This window comes from Kribbia dieselivorans NBRC 106261, assembly GCF_001552435.1.
Taxonomy (GTDB): Bacteria; Actinomycetota; Actinomycetes; order Actinomycetales; family Dermatophilaceae; genus Kribbia; species Kribbia dieselivorans.
The window spans coordinates 1-23,032 of sequence record NZ_BCRE01000074.1 but is presented as its reverse complement, the minus strand read 5'-3'; the positions used below and the strand labels follow the sequence as shown (position 1 = coordinate 23,032).

The window sequence follows — 23,032 nt, the reverse complement described above, 5'->3', positions numbered from 1 at the left end:
CGCTGGGTGACGCTGACTTCAGGTGGGGCTACTTGTCGAGGAGAGGGTGCCGCTCGATGATCGCCTCGCGGCCGGGGCCGACGCCGATGGCGGAGACGCGCGCGCCGATGAGCTCCTCGACGCGCAGCACATAACGCTGGGCCGCAGCAGGCAGCTCGTCGAAGGTGCGGCAGTGCGTGATGTCCTCGAACCAGCCGTCGAGTTCTTCATAGATCGGCTTCGCGTGGTGGAAGTCGCTCTGGTTGACCGGCATCTGGTCGTGACGCACCCCGTCGACCTCGTACGCGACGCAGACCGGCACCTTCTCCAGACCGGTGAGCACGTCGAGCTTGGTGATGACGAAGTCGGTCACGCCGTTGATGCGGGTGGCGTAGCGGCCGATGACCGTGTCGAGCCACCCGGTGCGCCGCGGGCGACCCGTGGTGGTGCCGTACTCCGCTCCGGTCTTGCGCAGGAACTCACCGTCGTCGTCGAACAACTCGGTCGGGAACGGGCCCTCGCCCACGCGGGTCGTGTACGCCTTGAGGATCGCGATGACGCGGCTGACGCGGGTCGGCGGGATGCCCGAGCCGGTGCACGCACCGCCGGCGGTGGCCGACGAGGAGGTCACGAACGGGTAGGTGCCGTGGTCGACATCGAGGAGCGTCGCTTGGCCGGCCTCGAGGAGCACGTTCTTGCCGGCGTCGAGGGCCTGCTCCAGCTCGAGCGAGGTGTCGGTCACCATTGGCGCGAGGCGCGGGACGTAGGACAACAGCTCCTCGATGACCAGGTCGGCGTCGATCGCGCGGCGGTTGTACAGCTTGACGAGGACCTGGTTCTTGTAGTCGAGCGCCGACTCGACCTTCTGCCTCAGGATCGCCTCGTCGAAGAGGTCCTGGATGCGCACGCCGATCCGGTTCATCTTGTCGGCGTAGGTCGGGCCGATGCCGCGACCGGTCGTGCCGATCTTGCGCTTGCCCAAGAAGCGCTCGTTGACCTGGTCGAGCGTGCGGTTGTACGGCGCGATGACGTGGGCGTTCGCGCTGATGCGCAGGCGGGAGGTGTCCACGCCACGAGCCTGAAGGCCGTCCAACTCCTCGAAGAGCACCTTGAGGTCGATGACGACACCGTTGCCGATGACCGGGACGACGCCAGGGCTGAGGATGCCCGACGGCAGCAGGTGGAGGGCGAACTTCTGCCCGTCGATGACCACGGTGTGCCCGGCGTTGTTGCCGCCGTTGAACTTGACGACGTAGTCGACGTCACGGCCCATCAGGTCGGTGGCCTTGCCCTTGCCCTCGTCGCCCCACTGGGCTCCGACCAACACGATCGCCGGCATCGACCGACCTCCCCTTCTGGACACACGACGGGGCCCCGCTCGGACGGCGGGGCCCTCGAATCGTGCTCAGTCTACCTGCAGCACCTTCGCTGCCTCCGAACTGGAGTCGCGCAGGAAGGTCGCGCACCGCTGCTGCTCGTCGGTTTCACCGATGGCCCCGGCCGCCCGCGACAGCGCCGCCAGCGCCCGCAGGAAGCCGCGGTTCGGCTCGTGCGACCACGGCACCGGGCCCTGGCCCTTCCAGCCGTTGCGCCGCAGCGCGTCCAGCCCGCGGTGGTAGCCGGTGCGGGCGAAGGCGTAGCCCTCGATGGTGCGCCCGTCGGCCAGCGCGTCCTCCGCCAACACCGCCCACGCCAGCGATGACGTCGGCAGCGCGGCAGCCACGTCGCTGGCGGCCTCCCCCGACGCCAACCGGTGGGCGGCCGGGTCCTCGGGCAAACGGGTCTCCGGCACGCCCAGCAGATTGTCGGCCACGGATCAGGCCTGGTGGGTGCCGGCGGACCGCAGGTCCTGGCAGGCCTGGACGACGCGGGCGGCCATGTTCTTCTCGGCCTCCTTGCCCCACGAACGCGGGTCGTACTGCTTCTTGTTGCCGACCTCGCCGTCGATCTTGAGCACGCCGTCGTAGTTCTGCATCATCCACGCGGCGACCGGGCGGGTGAAGGCGTACTGGGTGTCGGTGTCGACGTTCATCTTGATGACGCCGTAGTCGACCGCGTCCGAGATCTCCTGCGGCAGCGAGCCCGAACCACCGTGGAAGACCAGGTCGAGCGGCTTGGACCCGGCAGCCAGGCCCTTGGACGCGACGATCGCGTCCTGGCACTCCTTGAGGATCTCCGGGCGGAGCTTGACGTTGCCCGGCTTGTACACCCCGTGCACGTTGCCGAACGTCAGCGCGGCCATGTACCGGCCACGCTCGCCCAGACCGAGCGCCGCAACGGTCGCGAGCGCGTCCTCCGGCGTGGTGTACAGCTGCTCGTTGATCTCGTTGGCGACGCCGTCCTCCTCGCCGCCGACGACGCCGATCTCGACCTCGAGGATGATCTTCGCGGCCGCGGCCTTGTCGAGCAGTTCCTCGGCGATCGCGAGGTTCTCGGTCAGCGGCACGGCCGAGCCGTCCCACATGTGCGACTGGAAGATCGGCAGACCGGTGCGTGCGACCTGCTCGGCGGAGGCCTCGATCAGCGGGCGGACGAAGCCGTCGAGCTTGTCCTTGGGGCAGTGGTCGGTGTGCAGCGCGATGTTGACGTCGTACTGCTTGGCGACCTCGTGGGCGTAGGCGGCCAAGGCCAGCGACCCCGTGACCATGTTCTTGATGGTCGGGCCGGACAGGTACTCCGCACCACCGGTGGACACCTGCACGATGCCGTCGGAACCGGCCTCGGCAAAGCCACGGATCGCGGCGTTGAGGGTCTGCGAGGACGTCACGTTGATGGCCGGGTAGGCGAAGGCACCAGCCTTGGCCCGGTCGAGCATGTCGGCGTAGACCTCGGGGGTTGCGATGGGCACGGCGTACTCCTGACAGTCGGCGGATGTGCTACCGAACCGATCCTGTCAGATCACCCCGACAACGTGGTCAGCGGCCGCGAATCTGGTCGTGCAACCGCTCCATGTCGGCGTCCAGGCGGGCCGCGGTCTCGGCGGCCTCGCTGAGGCCCGCCAGCAGCTCCGGCGGCACGGCACGGTCGTACTTGTAGTAGATCTTGTGCTCCAGCGAGGCCCAGAAGTCCATCGCACTCGTGCGGAACTGCACCTCGACCGGCACGCGCACGACCTCCTGCGAGAGGAACACGGGCACCTCGACGAGGGCGTGCAGGCTGCGGTAGCCGTTGGCCTTGGGCTCGGCGATGTAGTCACGCAGGCGGAGCACGGTGATGTCGCCCTGGCTGCACAGGAGCTCCTGGACGCGGGTCACGTCCGAGATGAACGAGCACACCACGCGGACTCCGGCCACGTCGGTGACGTGCTCGCGCAGGGACTCCGGCGTGGCCGGCACCCCCTTGCGGGCCGCCTTGTCGAGGATGCTCTCGACGCTCTTGAGCCGGGTGGAGATGTGCTCGATCGGGTTGTACTCGTACAGGTGGGTGAACTCCTGCTGCAGGATGCGCACCTTGGTCTCGACCTCGGCCATCCCGGCCTCGTAGGTGAGCAGGAACCGCGTGAAGTTGTCCCGCAACTCCGACATCTCCGAGTAGGCGGAGGGTAGATCGAGCGTGGGGACATCATCGGCAGTCATCCGGAGCAGCGTAGGCCTCCTGTCTGGGAGTTTGCTCCACGGCAAGCCTCCCCCTTGAGGATGACGCGGTCGCGACTTCAGGCCGATGCGGAGCGACGTTCGGCGCTGGAAGGCTCTAAAGGTCCGGCCCGTGACACGACCCAGGAGCCCACCATGCGCCCATCCGCTTCGCTGCTCACCGTGGCAGCGCTCGCCACTGCCGGCCTGATCGCCGCTGCCGGCACCTCACAAGCCGCGCCGACTGCCTCGACGCTGAAGCCCGGCCCGTCGGCCATCTCGCTCGCCGAGGCCCCGCAGGCATCGTCCGCCGACAACAGCGACCTCACCGGCACGATCGTCTACATCCGCAACCACAACGTGTGGGTCATGCGCGGCGACGGCACGGGCAAGTTCCAGGTCACCACGGACGGCACCGCGGGCACCCCTTGGCGGGTCCCGTCGATGTCCGACGCGGGCATCATCGCGGCGATCAAGGGCACGACGGTGACCTTCATGCGCCAGAACGGCACGCGCACCGGGTCGATTCAGATCCCCTACGGCTACCTCTTCGGCGAACCGGGCAACACCAACTCGAACACCCTCGGGGCCGAGATCTCGCCCGACGGTTCGAAGCTGGCCTACCACCAGGTGAAGATCACGACGAGCGGAGGCGTGCGCAGCGAGTACGCAACGTCGGTCACCGACGTCGCGGCCCTGTCGAACTTCTCGACGTACGGTCTGGCCATCGGCAAGAACCCGACCTGGGTGAGCAACAACCGAGTGCTCCTCTACGACACCGGCTTCGAACTCGCCAACCTCGGCCAACTGACCGATGCGCCGCGCTGGTTCTTCAGCACTGACGTCTCCCCCGAGTGGTACGCCAGCACGCGCGACGTCGACCTATCCGCCGACCGGACCCTGATGGCGGTGGCCGACCGCGAACTGGTGGCCTTCCTCCACGTCTCGGGCAACCCACTGACGTCGATTCCGGCAGTGCCGACCGCGTCGAACTGCCTCCTCACCGCCAATACCGGCACCGACCTCGACAACGTGGCGATCGATCCCTCCGGCGATGCGGTGGCCATCGGTGAGAACGAGAACGGAGCTGAGTCCATCAGCGTCGTGCGCGGCCTGAAGTCCATGGTCGGCGGGGCCTGCCCACTGACCAGCGTCGTCATCGAGACGAACGGGTCGGCGCCGCACTGGTCGCCGGCGCCGCTGAACACCTCAGGCGGTGGTGGTGGCACGGGCAGCACGTTCTCCGTGGTCACCGCACCGAAGGTCACCGGCACCGCCAAGGTCGGGCGCACCCTCTCCGCGACCAAGGGCACCTGGAACCCCGCACCCACCACGACCAGCCACCAGTGGCTGCGCTCCGGCAAGGCCATCACCGGCGCGACCAAGTCCACCTACAAGCTCGCCGCCGCCGACAAGGGCAAGCGGATCGCAGTGAAGGTCACCGCCCGCAAGAGCGGCTACGCCACCCGCTCGGCCACCTCGACCGCCGTCACCGTCAAGCCCGGCACCTTCACCCTCAAGACCGCCCCCAAGATCAGCGGCACCGCCCGGGCCGGCCAGACCCTGCGCACCACCAAGGGCACCTTCACCCCCACGCCGTCCACCACCAAGTACCAGTGGCAGCGCTCCGGCAAGTCGATCAAGGGCGCCACCAAGTCGTCGTACAAACTCACCCGCACCGACCGCGGCAAGCGCATCACCGTCAAGGTCACCGCCGGCAAGTCCGGCTACACCAGCCGCTCCGCCACCTCAAAGGCCGTCACCGTCCGCCGCTGATGACCACACACTGAGTATCTCGACCTAAGCCTCGAGGATGACGCACACGCGACTTCTGGCCGATGTGCCCCAGGTCACGCGCTGACAGTCTCGGAAGGTCCGACCGTGACCCAATCCAGGAGCTCAAAATGCGCCCATCCGCTTCGTTGCTGTCCGTGGCAGCGCTCGCCACCGCCGGCCTGATCGCCGCGGCAGGTACCTCGCAGGCCGCAAACAGCACCAGCCAGCGACCGGCGTTGGAGGCGGCCGACCTCACCGAGGTGTCGGCCGCCGACAACAGCGACTTGACCGGATCGATCGTCTTCATCCGCAACCACAACGTGTGGGTCATGCGGCCGGACGGCACCGGCAAGTTCCAGGTCACCAAGGACGGCACCGCCTCGAGCCCCTGGAGTTCCCCGTCGATGTCCGACGCCGGCATCATCGCCGCGGCCAAGGGCGAGACCGTCGCATTCATGCGCCAGAACGGCACTCTGGTCAATTCGATGCGCATCCCGAAGGGCCACCTCTTCATCGACCCAGGGGTCCACTTGACGCCGGTGACCGACGCCGAGATCTCCCCGGACGGCTCGAAACTGGCCTACACGCAGCTCCGGCAATACATCGACTTCGAGGGCAAATACCGCATCCATTCGTCCACGTCGGTGACGGACACCACGGCCCTGTCGAACATCACGAAGTACGGCTTGGCCAACGGCCGGAACGGGACGTGGGTGAGCAACAACCGAATGTTGCTCGCCGACGGAGTCTTCGAACTCGCCAGCCTCGGCCAGCTCGACTCCGCCCCGAAGTGGTTCGCCAGCGACGAGGTGTTTGACGGCTGGTACTCCGACCCGTGGGACCAGGATCTCTCGCCCGATCGAAAGGTGATGGCCGTATCGGAGCGCGGTTTCGTCGCGTTCCTGTCCGTGTCCGGCGACCCGCGCACGTCGACTCCCCCGGCCCCAAAGATGTTCTCCTGCGTGATGTCGAACCCCGATGACAAGGCCATTGAGGCTGTGGCGTTCGACCCGTCCAGCGACGCCGCGGTCATCAGCACCGAGGACGCCGGCGTCGAGGTCATTCGCGGCCTGAAGTCGCTCTCCTTGAGCGACCCCAATTGCAGCCAGTCCAACATCACTGCCTCCGACGTCGACGCCACTGGATCGGCCCCGCACTGGTCGCCGGCACCGCTGAACACCTCCGGCGGTGGTGGCGGCACGGGCAGCACGTTCTCCGTCGTCGCCGCACCGAAGGTCACCGGCACCGCCAAGGTCGGGCGCACCCTCTCGGCGACCAAGGGCACCTGGAACCCCGCACCCGCCACGACGAGCTACCAGTGGCTGCGCTCCGGCAAAACCATCAAGGGCGCGACGAAGTCGACCTACAAGCTCGCCGCGGCCGACAAGGGCAAGAAGGTCTCCGTCAAGGTCACCGCCCGCAAGAGCGGCTACAGCACTCGCTCGGCCACCTCCAGCGCCGTCACCGTCAAGCCGGGCACGTTCACCGTGAAGGCGGCCCCGAAGATCAGCGGCACCGCCCGCGCCGGCCAGACCCTTCGCACCACCAAGGGCGCCTGGAGCCCCACGCCGTCCACGACCAGGTACCAGTGGCTGCGCTCCGGCAAGACCATCAAGGGCGCCACCAAGGCCACCTACAAACTCACCCGCACCGACCGCGGCAAGCGCATCACCGTCAAGGTCACCGCCAGCAAGTCCGGCTACACCACCCGCTCCGCCACCTCCAAGGCCGTCACCGTCCGTCGCTGACGCCCCGCTGACCCCACGCCACGGTCCTCCACTTCGCGGTCGTTCACGCACGAAGTGGAGGACCGTGGCGTGCTCACGGCCGCTGCTCGAACACGTGCCGCCGAATCCACGCGTGCATGGCGATCGCCGCAGCCGCCCCCGCATTGATCGACCGCGTCGAGCCGAACTGGGCGATGTCCAGGACGACCCCGCACGCCTGACGCATCTCCTCGCTCAGGCCCGGCCCCTCCTGCCCGAACACAAGCACGCACTCCCGCGGCAGGTCGTGGGTCTCGAGCGGCCGCGATCCGGGCAGGTTGTCGATGCCAACGATCGGCAACGGCGCTCCGCCCGGCCCCGCCCCGGCCGCCCACGCCACGAACGCTGCGACCGTGGCGTGATGATGTTCGTGTTGGTAGCGGTCGGTGACCATCGCGCCCCGACGGTTCCACCGGCGCTTGCCGACGATGTGGAACGCCGCCGCGTTGAACGCATTGGCCGTGCGCACGACGGATCCGATGTTGAAATCGTGCGCCCAATTCTCGATCGCGACATGAAACCCGTGGCGATGCCGATCGAGGTCGGCGACGATCGCCGCATGTGACCAGTAGCGATACCGGTCGTCGACGTTGCGCCGGTCGCCGTCGCGCAGCAGGTCGCGGTCCCAGTGGTCGCCGGTGGGCCAAACGCCTGGCCAGGGGCCCACCCCCACACTGTCGGAGTCGCGCTCGGCCGGCTCTTCCACGTCACTCACGCGAGTGATCCCACCACACCGCGGTCGTCGCGACGAGCCCGGGGAGCACTCCACCTCGCCGCGCGGCGGGCCACCCGATAGCGTCCCAGCGTGACCTTCTGGGGAGGTCGATCGCACTTCAGGAGGCCGAATGAACACCGCAGCCGATCCGCGCGATGCGCTCACCGCGCTCCATCAATTGGTCGGACGGCTCGGCGTCATCGCGACGACGGCCGAGGCGGTGGCGACGGGGCAGTTCACCAACGGCACCGCGCGCCGCATCACCAACGGGTTCACCTTCGATGACGCGGCGTACTGCGACCTGACCCTGGTGCGCCTGGCCGATGGCCCGGCCGGGCAGCAGCGATGGGTGCTCTGGGGCGCTGACTGGGGCGAGTGGAACACGCAACTGTTCAACGACGAGGAGGAGTGCTGGCTCGCCGCGGGGCGAGAGCGGCCGGGCGCGCCGGAGTGGACGGGGCTGCGCACGGCGGACGATCTGCGGCGACTCGGGTGGAGCGGGTCGCCGCTGAGCATGGTCGCGTGGTTCGGCGGCGAGCAGTGGGACGTCGCCGGGCGCGTGCATGACCGGATCGCCGAACTGGCCGATGACGGGCGGAGCGGCGTGTATCCGCCGATCGACCCGGTGACCCCATGGGCGCACCCCGCCCTGGAATACGCCGCCGAACTCATCGACACCGACGCGGGCGCGCTACGCCGAATCGCCGAGGAGGTGTGCCTACGCGACGAACGCGACAGCCTGCCGGAGGAGCGCGACGCCTTCCCCGACGTCGAGGCGGGCACCGAGGGTCTGACGCGAGCCGTGCTCTGCTGGAACGCGGCCCTGACCGACGAGGTGGCCACCGACCGTGAGCGGCTCGGGCAAACGCTGACCGCTGTGGCGACGTTCGTGCGGGTCACGCCACCGACCAGCGAACGGCTCGACTCGGGGCACGCGGCGGCGATGCAGGTGCGGCGGCTCATCGGTGGGCCGATCCCCCTGGCACCCCGACCCGGGCCGGTGGAGGTCCCGGCCGAGGCGGTGGCGCAGATCGCCGCTGACGACGCCGCGGCCCGCCAGTCGATCCTCGACCTCATCGCGCGGTGGGCCGAGGTCGCCGCCGCCCAGTCCGCGGCGGGCGTGCCGTGGGAACAGCGACACGCCTGGCTCGACCAGTACGGCCTCGTCTGGGGCGAGGGGAGCGTGCTGGTGCGGTTCGTCGCGCTCGACCGTGACCGCATCGTGGCGGTACGCACCAACAGCGCCATGGTCCCGCCCGAGCGGGTGCGCCGCCCGCACGTGGCCCGGGCGTTGTCCTCGCTCGACCGCGACAACCCGCCGCCGGACTGGGCACCGTACGACCTGCTCATGCACGTCACCGGCGGCGGCTGGATCGAGGCACTCACCTGGACGGTGCGGGGTCGGTGGCTCCCGATCTGGCGCCGATTCATGCGCCCGTGGGCGGAGACGCGCTTGGAGCAGTTGGGTACCGACGACCGCCCGCCGTCTGGCGCCGAGTACTCCCCCGACAGCCCTGGGGCTGCGGAGGCGCGGCGGATCACCGTGTCGGCTCGGGCGTTCCTCGACGGCCGGGGCGTCCTGGGCCTCGACGCTCCGCCGCGGTACCCGGACGTGCCGCCCGCCGAACCGGCCGCGCGCTTCGTGGCCCGTGACCGGGTCGGGTCCGAGTTGACCCGACGGGTGCGCAACCACGGCATCATCTGGGCGCTGTGCCGCCTCACCGGAGCCACGTGGGAACTGCCGCCGATCCCGCCCGCGGGGTACGACCTCATCGCCGGTTTGACCGACACCGACCCGGAGCGTCTGGTCGAACAGGGCATCGCCCGGCTGCCGGTGCCGCCGGCGCTGCGGCACGACCAGGTCGCGCCGCATATCGCCGCGGCCCGCGGGCTCGACGAAGCCGCCGTGGACGACGCGGTACGCAAGGTCATGCACGTACTGAACGCGTATTCCCCGGGTGGGGCGCCGACCCCCAACGATCCGGCCGGGGTGCTGCGCAGGTTCGTCGAGTGGGTCGGTCTGCCCGAGGACCGGGCCGCGATGGCCGAGTCGCTCGACGTCATCGACGCGACCCACGCCGCCCGGATCGTGTGGTGACGACGCTCCGGGTGTGACGACGCTCCGGTCGTGATCTCAGAGCCGGCCGCGCGCCTTGGCCCGCCGGGCCATCCACACGACAACGGCCAGCACGATGACGATCAGAACGACGTAGACGACGTTGGAGATCGTGTTCATGTACTGCTCGACGAGGTGGTATCGGCTGCCGAGTTGGTAGCCCAGGCCGACGAGGATCGTGTTCCACACCAGTGACCCCCCGCCGGTGTAGAGCAGGAACTTGCCCATGGGCATCTTGTCGATCCCGGCCGGGATGGAGATCAGGCTGCGAATGCCGGGGATGAGGCGGCCGACGAACACCGCGATGGCCCCATTCTTGTCGAACCAGCGCACCGACTTGTCGACGTCCTCGACGTCCACGAGCCACATCCAGTCGGCGATCGCCCGAATGCGCTTGAGGCCGATGAGCAGACCCACGTAGTACAGCACCACCGCGCCGACGACGGACCCGAGCGTGGCCCACACGATCGCCTCGACGAGCGTGTACCGCCCCTGGGACGCGGTGAACCCGGCCAGCGGCAGCACGACCTCGCTGGGGATCGGCGGGAAAATGCTCTCCAGGGCGATCGCCACGGCGACGCCGGGTCCGCCGATGGCATCCATGATGCGCAGAACCCAGTCGATGATGGACTGCATGCAGGTATCCCTTCACGGTGAGGATGAGAGCACTGCATTGCCAGCCGTGCCCGGGCTAGCGTAGGCCCCTTCGGCTGCATGTTTCCTGTGAGAACACGTCGGTCTTCCGGAGCGCGGCGAGTCAGGCCAGGCCGAGCTCCGCCAGCCCGAAGACGTGGCGGTACTCCAGGCCCGCCTCGGCGAACTTCTCGGCCGCGCCGGTCGCGCGGTCGGCGATGGTGGCCACGGCCACGACCTCCGCACCCTCCTCCCGGGCGGCGTTCGCGGCCTCGAGCGGCGACGCTCCGGTCGTGGACGTGTCTTCGACGATGAGCACGCGACGACCCGCGATCGACGGCCCCTCGATGCGTTGCTGCAGGCCATGGGCCTTGCCGGCCTTGCGCACGACGAACGCGTCGAGGCGCTCGCCGGCGGCGGCGGCCGCGTGGAGCATGGCGGTGGCGACCGGGTCGGCGCCCAGGGTCAGGCCGCCGACGGCGTCGAAATCGAGGTCACGGACGAGGTCACGCATGACCCGGCCCACGAGCGGGCTGGCCTCGCCGTCGAGGGTGATGCGGCGCAGGTCGACGTAGTAATCGGCCTCCTTGCCGGAGGACAGGGTCACGCGGCCATGGACGATGGCCTTGGCCTTGACGATCTCGAGCAGGCGGGCGCGGTCAGCGGCGATATCGGTCACGGTGGACATCGTAGGGCGCACCTCCCGGGGCGGTGGGGAGCGCGGTGCGGCTGGGTCTGCGGTGCGCGCCGAGTCTGCGGTCGTCCTGGGTGTCAGCGCAGCCCGGGCTTCCAACTCCCCGGCTTCATCAGCCCGGTGCGCAGCAGGGTACGCGGCGCGAACCGCAACGCCACGCGCGCGGCCTTGTACGCCGCTCCGGGCACGGAGATGACCTTGCCGGCCGCCGCGTCGTCGAGCGCCGCCCGTGCCACCTGGTCGGCGTCGAGCCACGCGAAGTCGGGCAGGGAGGAGAGGTCCTGGCGCGCGCGGGCGTGGAACTCGGTGTGCGTGAACCCCGGGCACAGGGCGGTCGCCGTGACGCCGGACCCGTGCAGCTCGCTGGCGAGCGATTCGGTGAGGACCGTCACGAACGACTTCTCCGCCGAGTAACTGCCCGTGGCCAGGAAACTCGCCATCGACGAGACGTTGATGATCGCGCCACGGTGGCGTTCGCGCATCGCCCGCCCGGCCGCGTGGGAGAGCACGAGCACCGCGCGGCACATGAGATCGAAGGCGGCGAGTTCGTTCTCGAGGGAATTGTTGAGGAACGAGCGCTTCTGCCCGAGTCCGGCGTTGTTGACGAGCAGGTCGATCGGGCGTTGCGGATCGCCGAGGCGCGCGGCCACGCGGTCGAGGTCACCGTGGTCGGTGAGATCGGCCGCGAGCACCTCGACGTCGATGTCATGAACGGAGCGCAGATCGCGGGCGAGATCGTTCAGGCGCGCCTCGTCGCGGGCGACGATGACGAGATCGGTGCCGCGACGGGCGATCTCGCGGGCGAAGGCGCGGCCGATGCCGGCGGAGGCGCCGGTGATGAGGGCGGTCGTCATCGGGTCAACGGTCCTTCCACGGGTCGATCAACTCGACCCCGGTGTCGATGAGGTGTTTGGTGTTTCTGGTGGCGACGGCGAACCCGTGTGCGGCCGCGGTCGCGGCGAGGTAACCGTCGGCCACTGGTAGCGGGCGGCCGGCCGAGCGCGCGGTGACGGCCATGTCGGCGTATCGCCGGGCGCCGTCCTCATCAAAGGGGAGGACTCGACCATGGAACAGGGCTGACAATCGGTCCAGCGCATGCGCCAACCGATCGCGCCGCGCTCCGGTCGGCAAGGCCGCGATACCGAAAAGGAGTTCCGCGAGCGTGACACTCGCGAGAAACATCGTGTCTGTGGCCTGGGCGTTGAGCCACTCCATCACGGCTGGATCCGGGTGCGGGCGCATAGCCTCGGAGACGACGTTCGTGTCGAGGACGATCACGGGAGCTCCAACGGTTCCGCTGGCGTGCGGTCACGCACCGCCTCCAGCGCGGTCACGTCCTCATCGGTGAGCGCCAAGTCACGGCCGATGTCGGCCAAGGCATCACCGAGCAGAATCCGTCTCGAGGGCACGAGCGCGGCACTGAGGATCTCACGCACCTCGGCCTCGGCACTGCGGCCGTGCTCGGCGGCTCGAGCCTTCAACGCGCGATGCACCTCGTCGGGAACGTTGCGGACGGTCAGGACGGCCATGACGTCGCCTCCTTGAGAAACAACAATGACAGCATTCTACATGCTTGCTGTCACCTTCCAAAGAAGAGCGCGGTCGCCCAACCTCGGGTCCTCGTCTCCGAGGGGTATTCCACGCGAAGGCAAGGACCCCGGGTGAGCGGGCACGTCGTCGGGGGTGGCGACTAAGGTTCAGGACGTGCGACTTGCTACCTGGAACGTCAATTCCATCCGATCCCGCATCGACCGTGTCGAGGCCTTCCTGCAGCGCCATGACGTCGATGTCCTGGCCATCCAGGAGACGAAGGCGCGTGACGACCAGTTTCCGCACGAGCGGTTCGAGGCGCTGGGCTACCAGGTCGCGCACACCGGCCTGAACCAGTGGAACGGCGTCGCGATCGTCTCGCGCGTCGGGCTTGACGACGTCGAGGTCGGCTTCACCGACGTGCCCGGCTGGGGCGACCCGGTCGCGGCCGAGGCGCGCGCGCTCGGGGCGGTCTGCGGCGGCGTCAAGGTGTGGTCGCTGTACGTGCCCAATGGTCGCGAGCTCGGCGATCCGCATCTCGACTACAAGCTCGAGTGGCTGGCCGCGCTGAACCGGCAGGCGAACACGTGGCTGGCGCAGGAGGGTGCGCAACTCGCGCTGTGCGGCGACTGGAACATCGCGCCGCACGACGACGACGTCTGGGACATGACCGCGTTCGAGGGCAAGACCCACGTGTCGGCACCGGAGCGGGCGGCGTTCCAGCAGTTCATCGACGACGGGTTCGTCGACGTCGTCCGGCCGTACGCGCCCGGGCCGGGGGTCTACACGTACTGGGATTACACGCAGTTGTCGTTCCCGAAGAAGAGGGGCATGCGCATCGACTTCGTGCTCGCCTCACCGACCCTGGCCGGGCGGGTCACCGACGCGATGATCGACCGGGAGGAGCGCAAGGGCAAGGGCGCCAGCGACCACGCGCCGGTGATCGTCGACATCGGCGAGCAGGAGTGACCTGATGGCACCGCGGGTGCTGCGCTCCCACACGATCCTGGGGCCCGACGGAGCGCGGATCGCGGCCACGGAGTGGGTGGCCGGGGATGACCTCGCCGAGCCCTTCGACCCGGATCTGCCCACCGTGGTGCTCGCGCACGGCTGGACGCTGAGCCAGCGCACCTGGCACCTCGTCGTCGAGGGCCTGCTCTCGCAACGCCGCGCGCGGGTCGTCACGTACGACCAGCCCGGGCATGGCGGATCATCGTTCGGCCGGGGACCGGTGGAGGTCCGCGACCTGGGCAACACGATGGCCGCGGTCATCGAGATCGCCGCCCCCGAGGGTCCGCTCATTCTGGGCGGGCACTCCATGGGCGGCATGACCGTCATGGCCTTCGCGGGGCGTCACCCCGATGTCATGGCGCAACGGGTCGGCGGGGCGCTGCTCGTCTCGACCACGCCGACGCTGTACGGGGTCGCGCTGCCACCGGCGGCGACGTGGGCGTTGAACGCGCTGGGATCTCTCCCGGAGCGGTTACGCGGACCGCACGTCGGTCAGTACTTCACCGCGATCAGCAACTTCGGTCCCGACCCGGACCCGGCGCATGTCGCCGAGGTCGCCGAGATCATCAGCGGTACCTCACCCCGGGCGACCGGGCGCTACTGGGGCGCGCTCACCCGATACGACGAGCGCGACTCGCTGCGGTCGCTGGCGCAGGTGCCGGTGCGGGTGCTCGTGGGCGAGATCGATCTGCTCACCCCCGCGGTGTGGTCGCGCCGCTGGGTGGCCGACGTGCCCAGCGCCCAACTCGAGGTGGTTCCCGGCTGCGGGCACATGTTGACGTATCAGGGTGCGGCGCAGATCATCGACGCCCTCGTCTCGCTCGTCGATGGTGCAACGTCAGGCGACCCGGCGGCGGCCCAGTAGACCCACGGCCACGACGGCTCCCACCAGGGCCGCGATCGCCGCTCCGGTGAACACGGTGTGCACCTGCACGACCGCCGCGGCGACCTGCTCACTGGCCGGAGCGTCGAGGGGCAGCGCATCGACGGCGCGGTAGTACTCGTGCAGCCCGACCGCGGTGAGCAGGGCCAGCCCGACGACCATGCCGACCATGCGGGCGACGACGACCAGTGAACTGGCGGTGCCGTGGGCGTCGTCCGGGGCGTCGGCGAGCGCGGCGTTGTTGACCGGCGCCAGGGCGAGGCCGAGTCCGAAACCGACCGCGGCCAGCGTGATCGTGCTGCGGGCCGGATCGTCGAGCGAGCCCAAACCCCAGCGGCTCATCTCCCACAGCCCGGCGGCGGCCAGGAGCAACCCGGCTCCGGCCACGATCCCGTCACCGGTGCGGCGTGTCCACCAGCCGCCGATCACCGCTCCGACCGGCACGGCCAGCAGGAACCGCACGAGCACCAGCGCCGCGGCGGTCTGGTCGGCGCGCGTCGTCAGCCGAGCGAGCAGGGGCACGTCGACGACCACGGCCACGAGCGCCGCTCCGGTTGCGAGGCTGACGAGCAGCGCCGGGCCGGTGCGGCCGCGCATCGTGCCTCGGGGCACGAGCGGGGAGGTCGAGGTGCGGTGGCGCCACAGGTAGCCCAGCGCGAGCAGTGCGCCGACCGGCAGCAGGACGTACCCGGCCGGCCCGACGACCTCACGCTCCGGGTCGGCGGCGGCGAAGGTCAGCACGACGCAGCCGAGAGACCCGCCGAGCAGGGCGGCTCCGGGCAGGTCCGCGCGGGTGAGGATCGGCCACCAGTCGCGCGCCGACAGGGCGATCGCCGCCAGCGCGAGGAGCGCCGCCGTCAGCCCGATCGGCGTAAGCAGCCGCGCATCGCCGACGAACGGCACGAACGGCACTCCCCAGGTGACGTCGGTGGTCAGCGCGGTCGGGGCAGCGAGCGCAAGCAGCAGGAGCGCCGTGGCAAGCGCGCCCAGCCCCCGCGCCACCGCCCTTCGCCGAGTGATGGTTTCGGGCCGCCTCGGGGGTCCCTGGGGCGGCCCGAAACCATCACTCGGCGGGGTTTGGGGGCGGGAGAGGGCCCAGATGGCGAGGAGCAGCACGACCCCGGCGGTGGCGTTGAACCAGAAGATCGCCCGCCAGTCCGCGACCGCGAGGATCGCCGCGCCCAACAGCGGCCCGAGCACCGAACCGAGCTCCTGCACGCCACCGACGACCCCCAACGGCAGCCCGCGCCGGTCGGCCGGCCAGCGATCGGCCACGAGCGCCAGCGTCGCCGGCACCAACCCACCACCGCCGACACCCTGCACGACCCGGCCCGTCACGAGCACCGGCAGGTCCACGGCCAAGGCGGTGATCGCCGATCCGAGAATGAAGACGACCAGGCAGGCCATCAGCACCCGCTGCCGCGACACGAGATCGGCCAGCCGCCCGATGAGCGGGAGCACCGCGATGTACCCGAGCAAGAACCCGCTGATGATCGGCGCGGCGCGCTGCAACTGGTCCACCGGCAGCCCGACGCCGGCCATCATGTCGGTCAGGGCCAGGACGACGACGTACGTGTCAGCGGCGGCAAGCATGACGGCGATCGAGGCGACCGCCAGCAGCGCCGCCGCGTGGCGACCTGCTCCCGAGGTCGTCACGGGGCGGTGATCTCGACCGGCTTGCCGTAGTCCGAGAGCTTGACGGTGTACGTCGACTCGGTGCCCTTCCAGAACTCGCCCTTGACCTCGGCGCTGCGCAACTGCCACGTGGTGGTGTCGACGAGGTAGGTCACGTCGAAGGTCGTCGCGTCCTGACCGAGCCGGAGCAGGTGTTCGACCGACGAGGCCGGCACTGTGCCGGTGTACGTGCGCACGACCGTCGAGCCCTCGCGCTTCTCTCCCCCGGCCTGCGGGTCGGCCGTCTCGGAGAGCAGCCCGCTCACCCCATCGGTGGGGTGGAAGAGGAGCGCGGGGTTCGGCGCTCCGAGCGTGTCGAGGTCGATCGTCTTGTACTGCGTGGAGAACAGCTTCATCCACGTCGTGTCGCCGATGGCGATGATCGGCACGGTCGCGTTCTGGCCGAGCACCCGCCCGGTGATGTCGCCGGCGAACTTGGGCTTCGCGGAGTCGATGACGCCCTCACCCGTGGCCGCGGTGACGCCGTTGACCCCGTCCGGCACGCCCGTGGACGTCAGGTCGACCGACACGCTCTTCGCGTCGGCGAACGAGGCCTCCGCCTTCGACAACGCCTCGGCCGGGGTGGGTTCGGGAGTCGCGTTCGAGCCCGAACACGCGCCGAGGAACAGCAGTGCGGGCACGACGGCGGTGGCGGCCAGAGGACGCAGGGAGCGCATGACAGCCAACCTACTGTGCCGGGCCGACCTGCAGGAACGACAGCCAGATGTTGGCGGTCTTGCCGCCGATCCGCGCGCGGTCGGCGCGCTTGGTCAGGTTGAGGCGGCGCTTGGCCTTGGTGTCGTAGAAGCTGATGTTGGCCTTCGCCACCCCACCGCTCGCACCCGCCATGATGCCGCGTTCGGTGAGCGTCTCGTCCTCGTCGACGGTGATCGAGACCACGGCGGCCCGCCGCGCGAAGTTCGCCTCCAACTGTCCGGAGGACGTGATCCGCAACGTCGTGATGTTGGCGCAGATGTGCGCGTCGTTGTAGTGCTTGACCGGACGGTACGTCGAGCCGCTGAACCGGATCGCGCAGCCGCCGGCCATGAGTTGGGGAGCGCCGATGCTGCCGCGCGGGTTGAACTCGCCCGCCTGGACGGTCACCGGCGACGACGTGATGTACGCCCGCGCGGCGGCGGTCGCGGCCCCGGCACCGATCAGCCCGGCGAGGAGGGCCACCACTACCGCCGTGACGACGCTGACGCGGGTCGGGATGGTCAGGTGGCGCCGTGGACGGGCGTCGCGGGGCATGGCAGAACTCCGGCTTCAGGGTGGGTGGGTGTGACCCATCGTAGGGCGTCGGCACCCGACCCGCCGAACGGCGGAGCGCCGTGGGGGCACGTGCCCACACGGCGCTCCGTCAATCATCGACCGGGGTCAGTCGACCAACTCGGCCTCCGGCGCGAGGGTCAGGCCGATCGCTTCTCCGCCAATCGTTTCGGTGTCGACGACGACGGTGGACCCGTCGCGCACCGACCCGTCGAGCAGGCCGGTCGCGAGGCGGTCGCCGATCTCCTTCTGCACCAGGCGGCGCAACGGGCGAGCACCGTACGACGGGTCGTACCCGGTCTGCGCGAGCCACTTCTTCGCGCTGGGCGTGACCTCGAGGGTGATCCGGCGGTCGGCCAGGCGGGTGCCCAGTTCGCGCACCTGCAGGTCGACGATGTGCTCGAGTTCGGACTCGCTGAGCGCGTCGAAGATGACGATCTCGTCGAGCCGGTTGAGAAACTCGGGCTTGAAGGCCTGACGCACCGTCGACATGACGGCGTTGCGCTTGGTCTCCCGGTCCGTGGTCGGGTCGATGAGGAACTGGCTGCCGAGGTTCGACGTCATCACGAGGATGACGTTGCGGAAGTCGACCGTGCGACCCTGCCCGTCGGTCAGGCGCCCGTCGTCGAGCACCTGGAGGAGGATGTCGAAGGTCTCCGGGTGGGCCTTCTCGACCTCGTCGAGCAACACGACGGAGTACGGACGGCGCCGGACGGCCTCGGTGAGCTGGCCGCCCTCCTCGTACCCGACATAGCCGGGCGGAGCGCCGATCAGGCGCGCCACAGCGTGCTTCTCGGCGTACTCCGACATGTCGATGCGCACCATGGCGCGCTCGTCGTCGAAGAGGAAGTCGGCCAGCGACTTGGCCAGTTCGGTCTTGCCGACACCGGTCGGGCCGAGGAAGAGGAACGACCCGGTCGGGCGGTTCGGGTCGGCGATCCCGGCCCGGCTGCGGCGCACCGCATCGGAGACGGCCTCGACCGCCTCGCGCTGACCGATCAGACGCGAGCCGATGATGTCCTCCATGTGCAGGAGCTTGTCGGTCTCGCCCTGCAGCAGTCGCCCGGCGGGGATGCCGGTCCACGCGGAGATCACCTCGGCGATGTCGTCGGAGCCGACGCGGTCCTTGACCATGGCGTCCTGTGAGACGGTCTCCTCAGCGGCCTGGGCGGCGTCGAGTTGGGTCTGGAGCGCCGGGATGTCGCCGTAGAGCAGGCGCGAGGCACCCTCGTAGTCGCCCTCGCGCTGCAGCCGGTCGGCCTGCGTGCGAAGGTCGTCGAGCTGGGCCTTGAGGTCACCGACGGCGTTCAGGCCCGCCTTCTCGGCCTCCCACCGGGCGGTGAGCCCGGCGAGTTCCTCCTGCTTGTCGGCGAGGTCCTGGCGCAGGCGGGCGAGTCGCTCGACGGAGGCCTCGTCGGTCTCGCGGGCGAGGTGCAACTCCTCCATCTTGAGGCGGTCGACCGCGCGGCGGAGTTCATCGACCTCGACGGGCGAGGAGTCGATCTCCATGCGCAGCCGCGAGGCCGCCTCGTCGACGAGGTCGATCGCCTTGTCGGGCAGCTGCCGGCCGGAGATGTACCGGTCCGAGAGCGTGGCCGCCGCGACGAGCGCGGAGTCCTCGATCTCGACCTTGTGGTGCGCCTCGTAACGCTCCTTGAGGCCGCGCAGGATCGCGATGGTGTCCTCGACCGACGGTTCGCCGACGAAGACCTGCTGGAAACGACGCTCCAGCGCCGGGTCCTTCTCGATGTGCTTGCGGTACTCGTCGAGCGTGGTCGCGCCGACGAGGCGCAGTTCGCCGCGGGCGAGCATCGGCTTGAGCATGTTGCCGGCGTCCATCGCGCCCTCGCCGGTGGCGCCGGCGCCGACGACGGTGTGCAGCTCGTCGATGAACGTGATGATCTGGCCGTCGCTGGCCTTGATCTCCTCGAGGACGGCCTTGAACCGCTCCTCGAACTCACCGCGGTACTTCGCGCCGGCGACCATCGAGCCGATGTCGAGGCTGATGAGGCGCTTGTCGCGCAACGACTCGGGGACGTCGCCGTCGACGATGCGCTGGGCCAGGCCCTCGGCGATGGCGGTCTTGCCGACGCCGGGTTCACCGATGAGCACCGGGTTGTTCTTGGTGCGGCGGGAGAGGACCTGCACGACGCGACGGATCTCGGAGTCGCGACCGATGACGGGATCGAGCTTGCCCGAGCGGGCGACGTCGGTGAGGTCGGTGCCGTACTTCTCGAGCGCTTCTCCGCCCTCGGGTGGGGTCTCGGAGGTGACCTTGCGGCCCGCGCGCAGTTCGTCGAGCTTGGCCTCCATCGCCTTCGCGCCGCGGTTCTCGATCGCGGCGAGGTGACCGCGCTCCGCCAAGGCGAGGAGGAGGACGTCGAGGGCGAGGTAGGTGTCGCCCTTGGCGTGCATGAGGGTCTCGGCGTGCTGGAGCACGGCGCCGACCTCGTGGCCCAGGCCGGGCGGTTGGGTCGAGCCCGAGGTCGTGGGCAATGAGCGGAGCGTCGCATCGGCCTGGGCGAGGACGTGCGCGGCTCCGGTGCCGGCGGCCTGGATCAGGGCGTCGGCCTGGGGGGTGTCGAGCTGGATCAGGGCGCTGGTCAGGTGCGCCGGGGTGATTTCGGCGTGCCCGGCCTGTTGCGCGGCACGTTGGGCCAACGCAAGGGCTTCGGCGACCTTGTTCGTCGGGGTGAGCGGCATGGGCGAACTCCTCGTCTGGGTGGTTTCCGCGTCTGCAGTGGGCAACGACTCCAAAGTTGAGTCTATTCCGCTCAACCCCAGAACCCCCGCGGTTCGAGGTATTAAGGACCGGTGGAACGGCCGGTAATACCTCGAACCGCGGGGGTGGCGGGGCGAACCGCGGGGGTGGCGAGGTGCGGGCGCGGGCAACCGCGAGAGCTACGGCGCCACCGAGTTGCGCTTGACCAGCTGCGAGGCGATGACGTTGCGCTGGATCTCGTTGGTGCCCTCACCGACGATCATCAGCGGAGCGTCGCGGAAGTACCGCTCGGCATCGAACTCCGTGGAGTACCCGTACCCGCCGTGCACCCGCACCGCGTTGAGCGCAATCTCCATGCCGACCTCGGAGGCGAACAGCTTCGCCATCCCGGCCTCCATGTCGGCGCGCGCGCCGCTGTCGTACACCCGCGCGGCGTGCAGCGTCAGCTGACGCGCCGCGGTGAGCTTGGTGACCATGTCGGCGAGGTACGCCCCGATCTGCTGGTGCTTCCAGATCGGTTGCCCGAACGATTCGCGGTCTTGGCTGTACTGCAGCGCATCCTCGAGGGCGGCCCGACCGACGCCGAGGGCCCGCGAGGCCACCTGCAGCCGACCGATCTCCAACCCGCGCATCATCTGCGCAAAGCCCGCACCCTCGGCTCCGCCCAGCAGTTGCCCACCGTCGACAGCGAGGTCCTCGAACACGAGCTCACACGACTCCACGCCCTTGTACCCGAGCTTGGGCAGGTCGCGGCTGACGGTCAGGCCGCCGCCGGTGTCGGTGCCGCCGAAGTCGTGACCCTCGATCTGCTCCTTGTCGATGAGCAGGATCGAGATGCCCTTGTGCGCCGGATCGGCGTTCGGGTCGGTCTTGCACAGGAGCGCGATGAGCGAGGCCTTGCGGGCGTTGGTGATCCACGTCTTGCTGCCATTGACCCGGTAGACCTCGCCGTCGCGGCGAGCGACCGTGCGCATGGCCTGCAGATCGGAGCCGCCGCCCGGCTCGGTCAGCGCCATCGTCGCGCGGATCTCGCCGGTGGCCATCCGGGGCAGGTAGCGGTCCTTCTGCTCCGGCGTGCCGTAGTCCTGCAGCAGCTTCGCGACGACGGTGTGCCCGCCCATGGCGCCGGCCAGGCTCATCCAACCGCGCGCGAGCTCCTCGGTGACGAGGACGTAGCACGGCGTGCTCACCTTGCCCGGGCCCCACGGCTCGTCGATCGCCAGACCGTAGATGCCGATCTCCTTCATCTTCTCGATGAAGGCCTCGGGGTACTCGTTCGCGTGCTCGACGTCACGGACGGTCGGCTTGACCTCCTTGTCGACGAACTCGCGAACGAGCGTGACGATCTCCCGCTCTTCGGAGCTCAGTGTCTCCAGGCTCACGCGTCGATCTTCTCGAAGATCGCGGCGAGACCCTGGCCGCCACCGATGCACATGGTCGCGAGGCCGTAGCGGCCGTCGCGACGGTGCAGCTCGCGGGCGAGCGCGCCCACCATGCGGCCACCGGTCGCGCCGACCGGGTGGCCCAGTGAGATGCCGGAGCCGTGCACGTTGGTGCGCTCGTGGTCGGCGTCGGTGAACTTCCACTCCCGCATGACTGCGAGGGCCTGGGCGGCGAACGCCTCGTTGAGCTCGATGACGTCGATGTCGGCCAGCGTCAGGCCGGCCTGGTCGAGCGCCTTGGCCGTCGCCGGCACCGGGCCGATGCCCATGGTCTTCGGCGGCACACCGGCGACGGCCCAGGAAACCAGTCGCATCATCGGCTTGAGGCCCTGCGCGGTCGCGGTGGCGCGGTCGGCCACGACGGCGAACGCGGCCGCGTCGTTCTGGCCGCTGGCGTTGCCGGCGGTGACGGTCGCCTCGGGGTCCTGCTTGAGCATGATCGGCTTGAGCTTGGCCAGGGTCTCCATCGAGGTGCCCGGGCGGATGTGCTCGTCCCGGTCGACGACGATGTCGCCCTTGCGGTTGGGCACGGTGACCGGGACGATCTCGTCGGCGAACAGGCCGGCCTCCTGCGCCGCGGCGGCGCGGGCGTGGGACTGGACGGCGAGCTGGTCCTGCTCCTCGCGCGAGATCGAGTACTCCTTGCGCAGGTTCTCGGCCGTCTCGATCATGCCGCCGAGGACCGGGTAGTTCACGCCACCGGCCGTGGAGCGGCCGCGGGTCATCGTGTCGTGGATCTGCACGCCGGTGCCCTTGGCGCCCCAGCGCATGTCGAGGGAGTAGAAGGAGGCGTTGCTCATCGACTCGACGCCGCCGGCGATGACACAGTTGTTGGCGCCGGTGGCGACCTGCATGACGCCCTGGATGATCGCCTGCAGACCGGAGCCGCAGCGGCGGTCGAGCTGCATGCCGGTCACGGTGATCGGCATGCCGGCGTTGAGCGCGATGACTCGGCCGATGGCGGGAGCCTCACCGCTGGGGTAGCAGTGGCCGAGGATGACGTCCTCGACAACGGCCGGGTCGAGGTTGGTGCGCTCAAGCAGGCCCTTCATCAGCTGGGTGCCGAGGTCGGCCGGGAGCACCGGGCGCAGGGAGCCACCGAAACCACCGACGGCGGTGCGGTAGGGGGCGGCGATGACGACATCGTTCAGGTCACGCATGGGATTTCCTTCGTTGGGGTTGGCGAGTGAGGGGCCGTAGCGGGGGTGTTGCCAGGTGTTACCAGTGTCCCCCTCCCGCCCCTCCCCCGG

At 69.6% G+C, this 23,032-nt stretch carries 21 protein-coding genes; 5 read left to right on the top strand and 16 right to left on the bottom strand.

Annotation, left to right across the window (positions count from 1 at the left end):
• Positions 1-28: 28 nt before the first annotated feature.
• From KD1_RS07315 to KD1_RS07300, 4 genes are all read right to left on the bottom strand, one after another.
• Positions 29-1,318, bottom strand: coding sequence for an adenylosuccinate synthase (locus KD1_RS07315; RefSeq protein ID WP_068399739.1), 1,290 nt, complete (start codon positions 1,316-1,318; stop codon positions 29-31).
• A 66-nt stretch (positions 1,319-1,384) separates the two neighbouring features.
• Positions 1,385-1,792: a DUF3151 domain-containing protein gene (locus KD1_RS07310; protein ID WP_068399736.1), complete on the bottom strand. Its 408-nt coding sequence runs from the start codon at positions 1,790-1,792 to the stop codon at positions 1,385-1,387.
• A 3-nt stretch (positions 1,793-1,795) separates the two neighbouring features.
• Positions 1,796-2,827 carry a class II fructose-bisphosphate aldolase gene (fbaA, locus tag KD1_RS07305; RefSeq protein WP_068399732.1) on the bottom strand — a complete coding sequence of 344 codons (1,032 nt, stop codon included), beginning with the start codon at positions 2,825-2,827 and terminating at the stop codon, positions 1,796-1,798.
• A gap of 67 nt (positions 2,828-2,894) precedes the next feature.
• Positions 2,895-3,554 carry a GTP pyrophosphokinase gene (locus tag KD1_RS07300; RefSeq protein ID WP_068399729.1) on the bottom strand — a complete coding sequence of 220 codons (660 nt, stop codon included), beginning with the start codon at positions 3,552-3,554 and terminating at the stop codon, positions 2,895-2,897.
• A gap of 153 nt (positions 3,555-3,707) precedes the next feature.
• Between KD1_RS07300 and KD1_RS07295 the strand changes: the two genes are divergently transcribed.
• A complete protein-coding gene (locus KD1_RS07295; protein ID WP_068399726.1) occupies positions 3,708-5,327 on the top strand; it encodes a hypothetical protein in 1,620 nt (539 codons plus the stop codon).
• Between the two features lie 128 nt (positions 5,328-5,455).
• Complete coding sequence (locus KD1_RS07290; protein WP_068399723.1) at positions 5,456-7,075, top strand: hypothetical protein; 1,620 nt, start codon at positions 5,456-5,458, stop codon at positions 7,073-7,075.
• A 73-nt stretch (positions 7,076-7,148) separates the two neighbouring features.
• On the opposite strand, the gene KD1_RS07285 is transcribed toward KD1_RS07290, so the two are convergent.
• A complete protein-coding gene (locus tag KD1_RS07285) occupies positions 7,149-7,808 on the bottom strand; it encodes a TrmH family RNA methyltransferase (protein WP_217995828.1) in 660 nt (219 codons plus the stop codon).
• Between the two features lie 130 nt (positions 7,809-7,938).
• Between KD1_RS07285 and KD1_RS07280 the strand changes: the two genes are divergently transcribed.
• A complete protein-coding gene (locus KD1_RS07280; RefSeq protein ID WP_068399720.1) occupies positions 7,939-9,906 on the top strand; it encodes a hypothetical protein in 1,968 nt (655 codons plus the stop codon).
• 36 nt (positions 9,907-9,942) lie between these two features.
• Here KD1_RS07280 and KD1_RS07275 read toward each other — a convergent pair whose 3' ends face one another.
• From KD1_RS07275 to KD1_RS07255, 5 genes are all read right to left on the bottom strand, one after another.
• On the bottom strand, positions 9,943-10,560 hold the full coding sequence (locus tag KD1_RS07275; RefSeq protein WP_068399717.1) for a DedA family protein: 618 nt from the start codon (positions 10,558-10,560) through the stop codon (positions 9,943-9,945).
• A gap of 121 nt (positions 10,561-10,681) precedes the next feature.
• Positions 10,682-11,245, bottom strand: coding sequence for an orotate phosphoribosyltransferase (gene pyrE, locus KD1_RS07270; protein ID WP_174521101.1), 564 nt, complete (start codon positions 11,243-11,245; stop codon positions 10,682-10,684).
• A gap of 83 nt (positions 11,246-11,328) precedes the next feature.
• Positions 11,329-12,105, bottom strand: a complete 777-nt coding sequence (locus KD1_RS07265) for an SDR family NAD(P)-dependent oxidoreductase (protein WP_068399714.1) — start codon at positions 12,103-12,105, stop codon at positions 11,329-11,331.
• Between the two features lie 4 nt (positions 12,106-12,109).
• A complete protein-coding gene (locus tag KD1_RS07260) occupies positions 12,110-12,529 on the bottom strand; it encodes a type II toxin-antitoxin system VapC family toxin (RefSeq protein ID WP_068399711.1) in 420 nt (139 codons plus the stop codon).
• Positions 12,526-12,780, bottom strand: a complete 255-nt coding sequence (locus KD1_RS07255; protein WP_068399707.1) for a FitA-like ribbon-helix-helix domain-containing protein — start codon at positions 12,778-12,780, stop codon at positions 12,526-12,528. Before KD1_RS07255 ends, KD1_RS07260 begins: the two co-directional genes overlap by 4 nt.
• Positions 12,781-12,955: 175 nt before the next feature.
• On the opposite strand from KD1_RS07255, the gene KD1_RS07250 reads away from it, so the two are divergent.
• Together KD1_RS07250 and KD1_RS07245 are read left to right on the top strand one after the other, a co-directional pair.
• Entirely contained in the window at positions 12,956-13,750 is a 795-nt protein-coding gene (locus tag KD1_RS07250) for an exodeoxyribonuclease III (RefSeq protein ID WP_068399704.1), read from the top strand.
• A gap of 4 nt (positions 13,751-13,754) precedes the next feature.
• On the top strand, positions 13,755-14,657 hold the full coding sequence (locus KD1_RS07245; protein ID WP_068399701.1) for an alpha/beta fold hydrolase: 903 nt from the start codon (positions 13,755-13,757) through the stop codon (positions 14,655-14,657).
• Here the strand turns inward: KD1_RS07245 and KD1_RS07240 are convergent.
• From KD1_RS07240 to KD1_RS07215, 6 genes are all read right to left on the bottom strand, one after another.
• Positions 14,631-16,268 (bottom strand): MFS transporter, encoded by a 1,638-nt coding sequence (locus KD1_RS07240; protein ID WP_083542232.1) that lies wholly within the window; start codon positions 16,266-16,268, stop codon positions 14,631-14,633. The genes KD1_RS07245 and KD1_RS07240 overlap by 27 nt on opposite strands.
• A 59-nt stretch (positions 16,269-16,327) precedes the next feature.
• The gene (locus KD1_RS07235) at positions 16,328-17,026 is read right to left on the bottom strand and encodes an LppX_LprAFG lipoprotein (RefSeq protein ID WP_068399695.1); all 699 of its coding nucleotides are present in this window, start codon (positions 17,024-17,026) and stop codon (positions 16,328-16,330) included.
• Positions 17,027-17,036: 10 nt separating this feature from the next.
• Positions 17,037-17,600, bottom strand: a complete 564-nt coding sequence (locus KD1_RS07230) for a hypothetical protein (RefSeq protein WP_068399692.1) — start codon at positions 17,598-17,600, stop codon at positions 17,037-17,039.
• Positions 17,601-17,726: 126 nt separating this feature from the next.
• The gene (gene clpB / locus KD1_RS07225; RefSeq protein ID WP_068399689.1) at positions 17,727-20,321 is read right to left on the bottom strand and encodes an ATP-dependent chaperone ClpB; all 2,595 of its coding nucleotides are present in this window, start codon (positions 20,319-20,321) and stop codon (positions 17,727-17,729) included.
• Positions 20,322-20,519: 198 nt separating this feature from the next.
• Positions 20,520-21,722, bottom strand: a complete 1,203-nt coding sequence (locus tag KD1_RS07220) for an acyl-CoA dehydrogenase family protein (protein ID WP_245627314.1) — start codon at positions 21,720-21,722, stop codon at positions 20,520-20,522.
• Entirely contained in the window at positions 21,719-22,942 is a 1,224-nt protein-coding gene (locus KD1_RS07215; protein ID WP_217995827.1) for an acetyl-CoA C-acetyltransferase, read from the bottom strand. The genes KD1_RS07220 and KD1_RS07215 overlap by 4 nt, the downstream gene beginning before the upstream one ends.
• Positions 22,943-23,032: the final 90 nt, after the last annotated feature.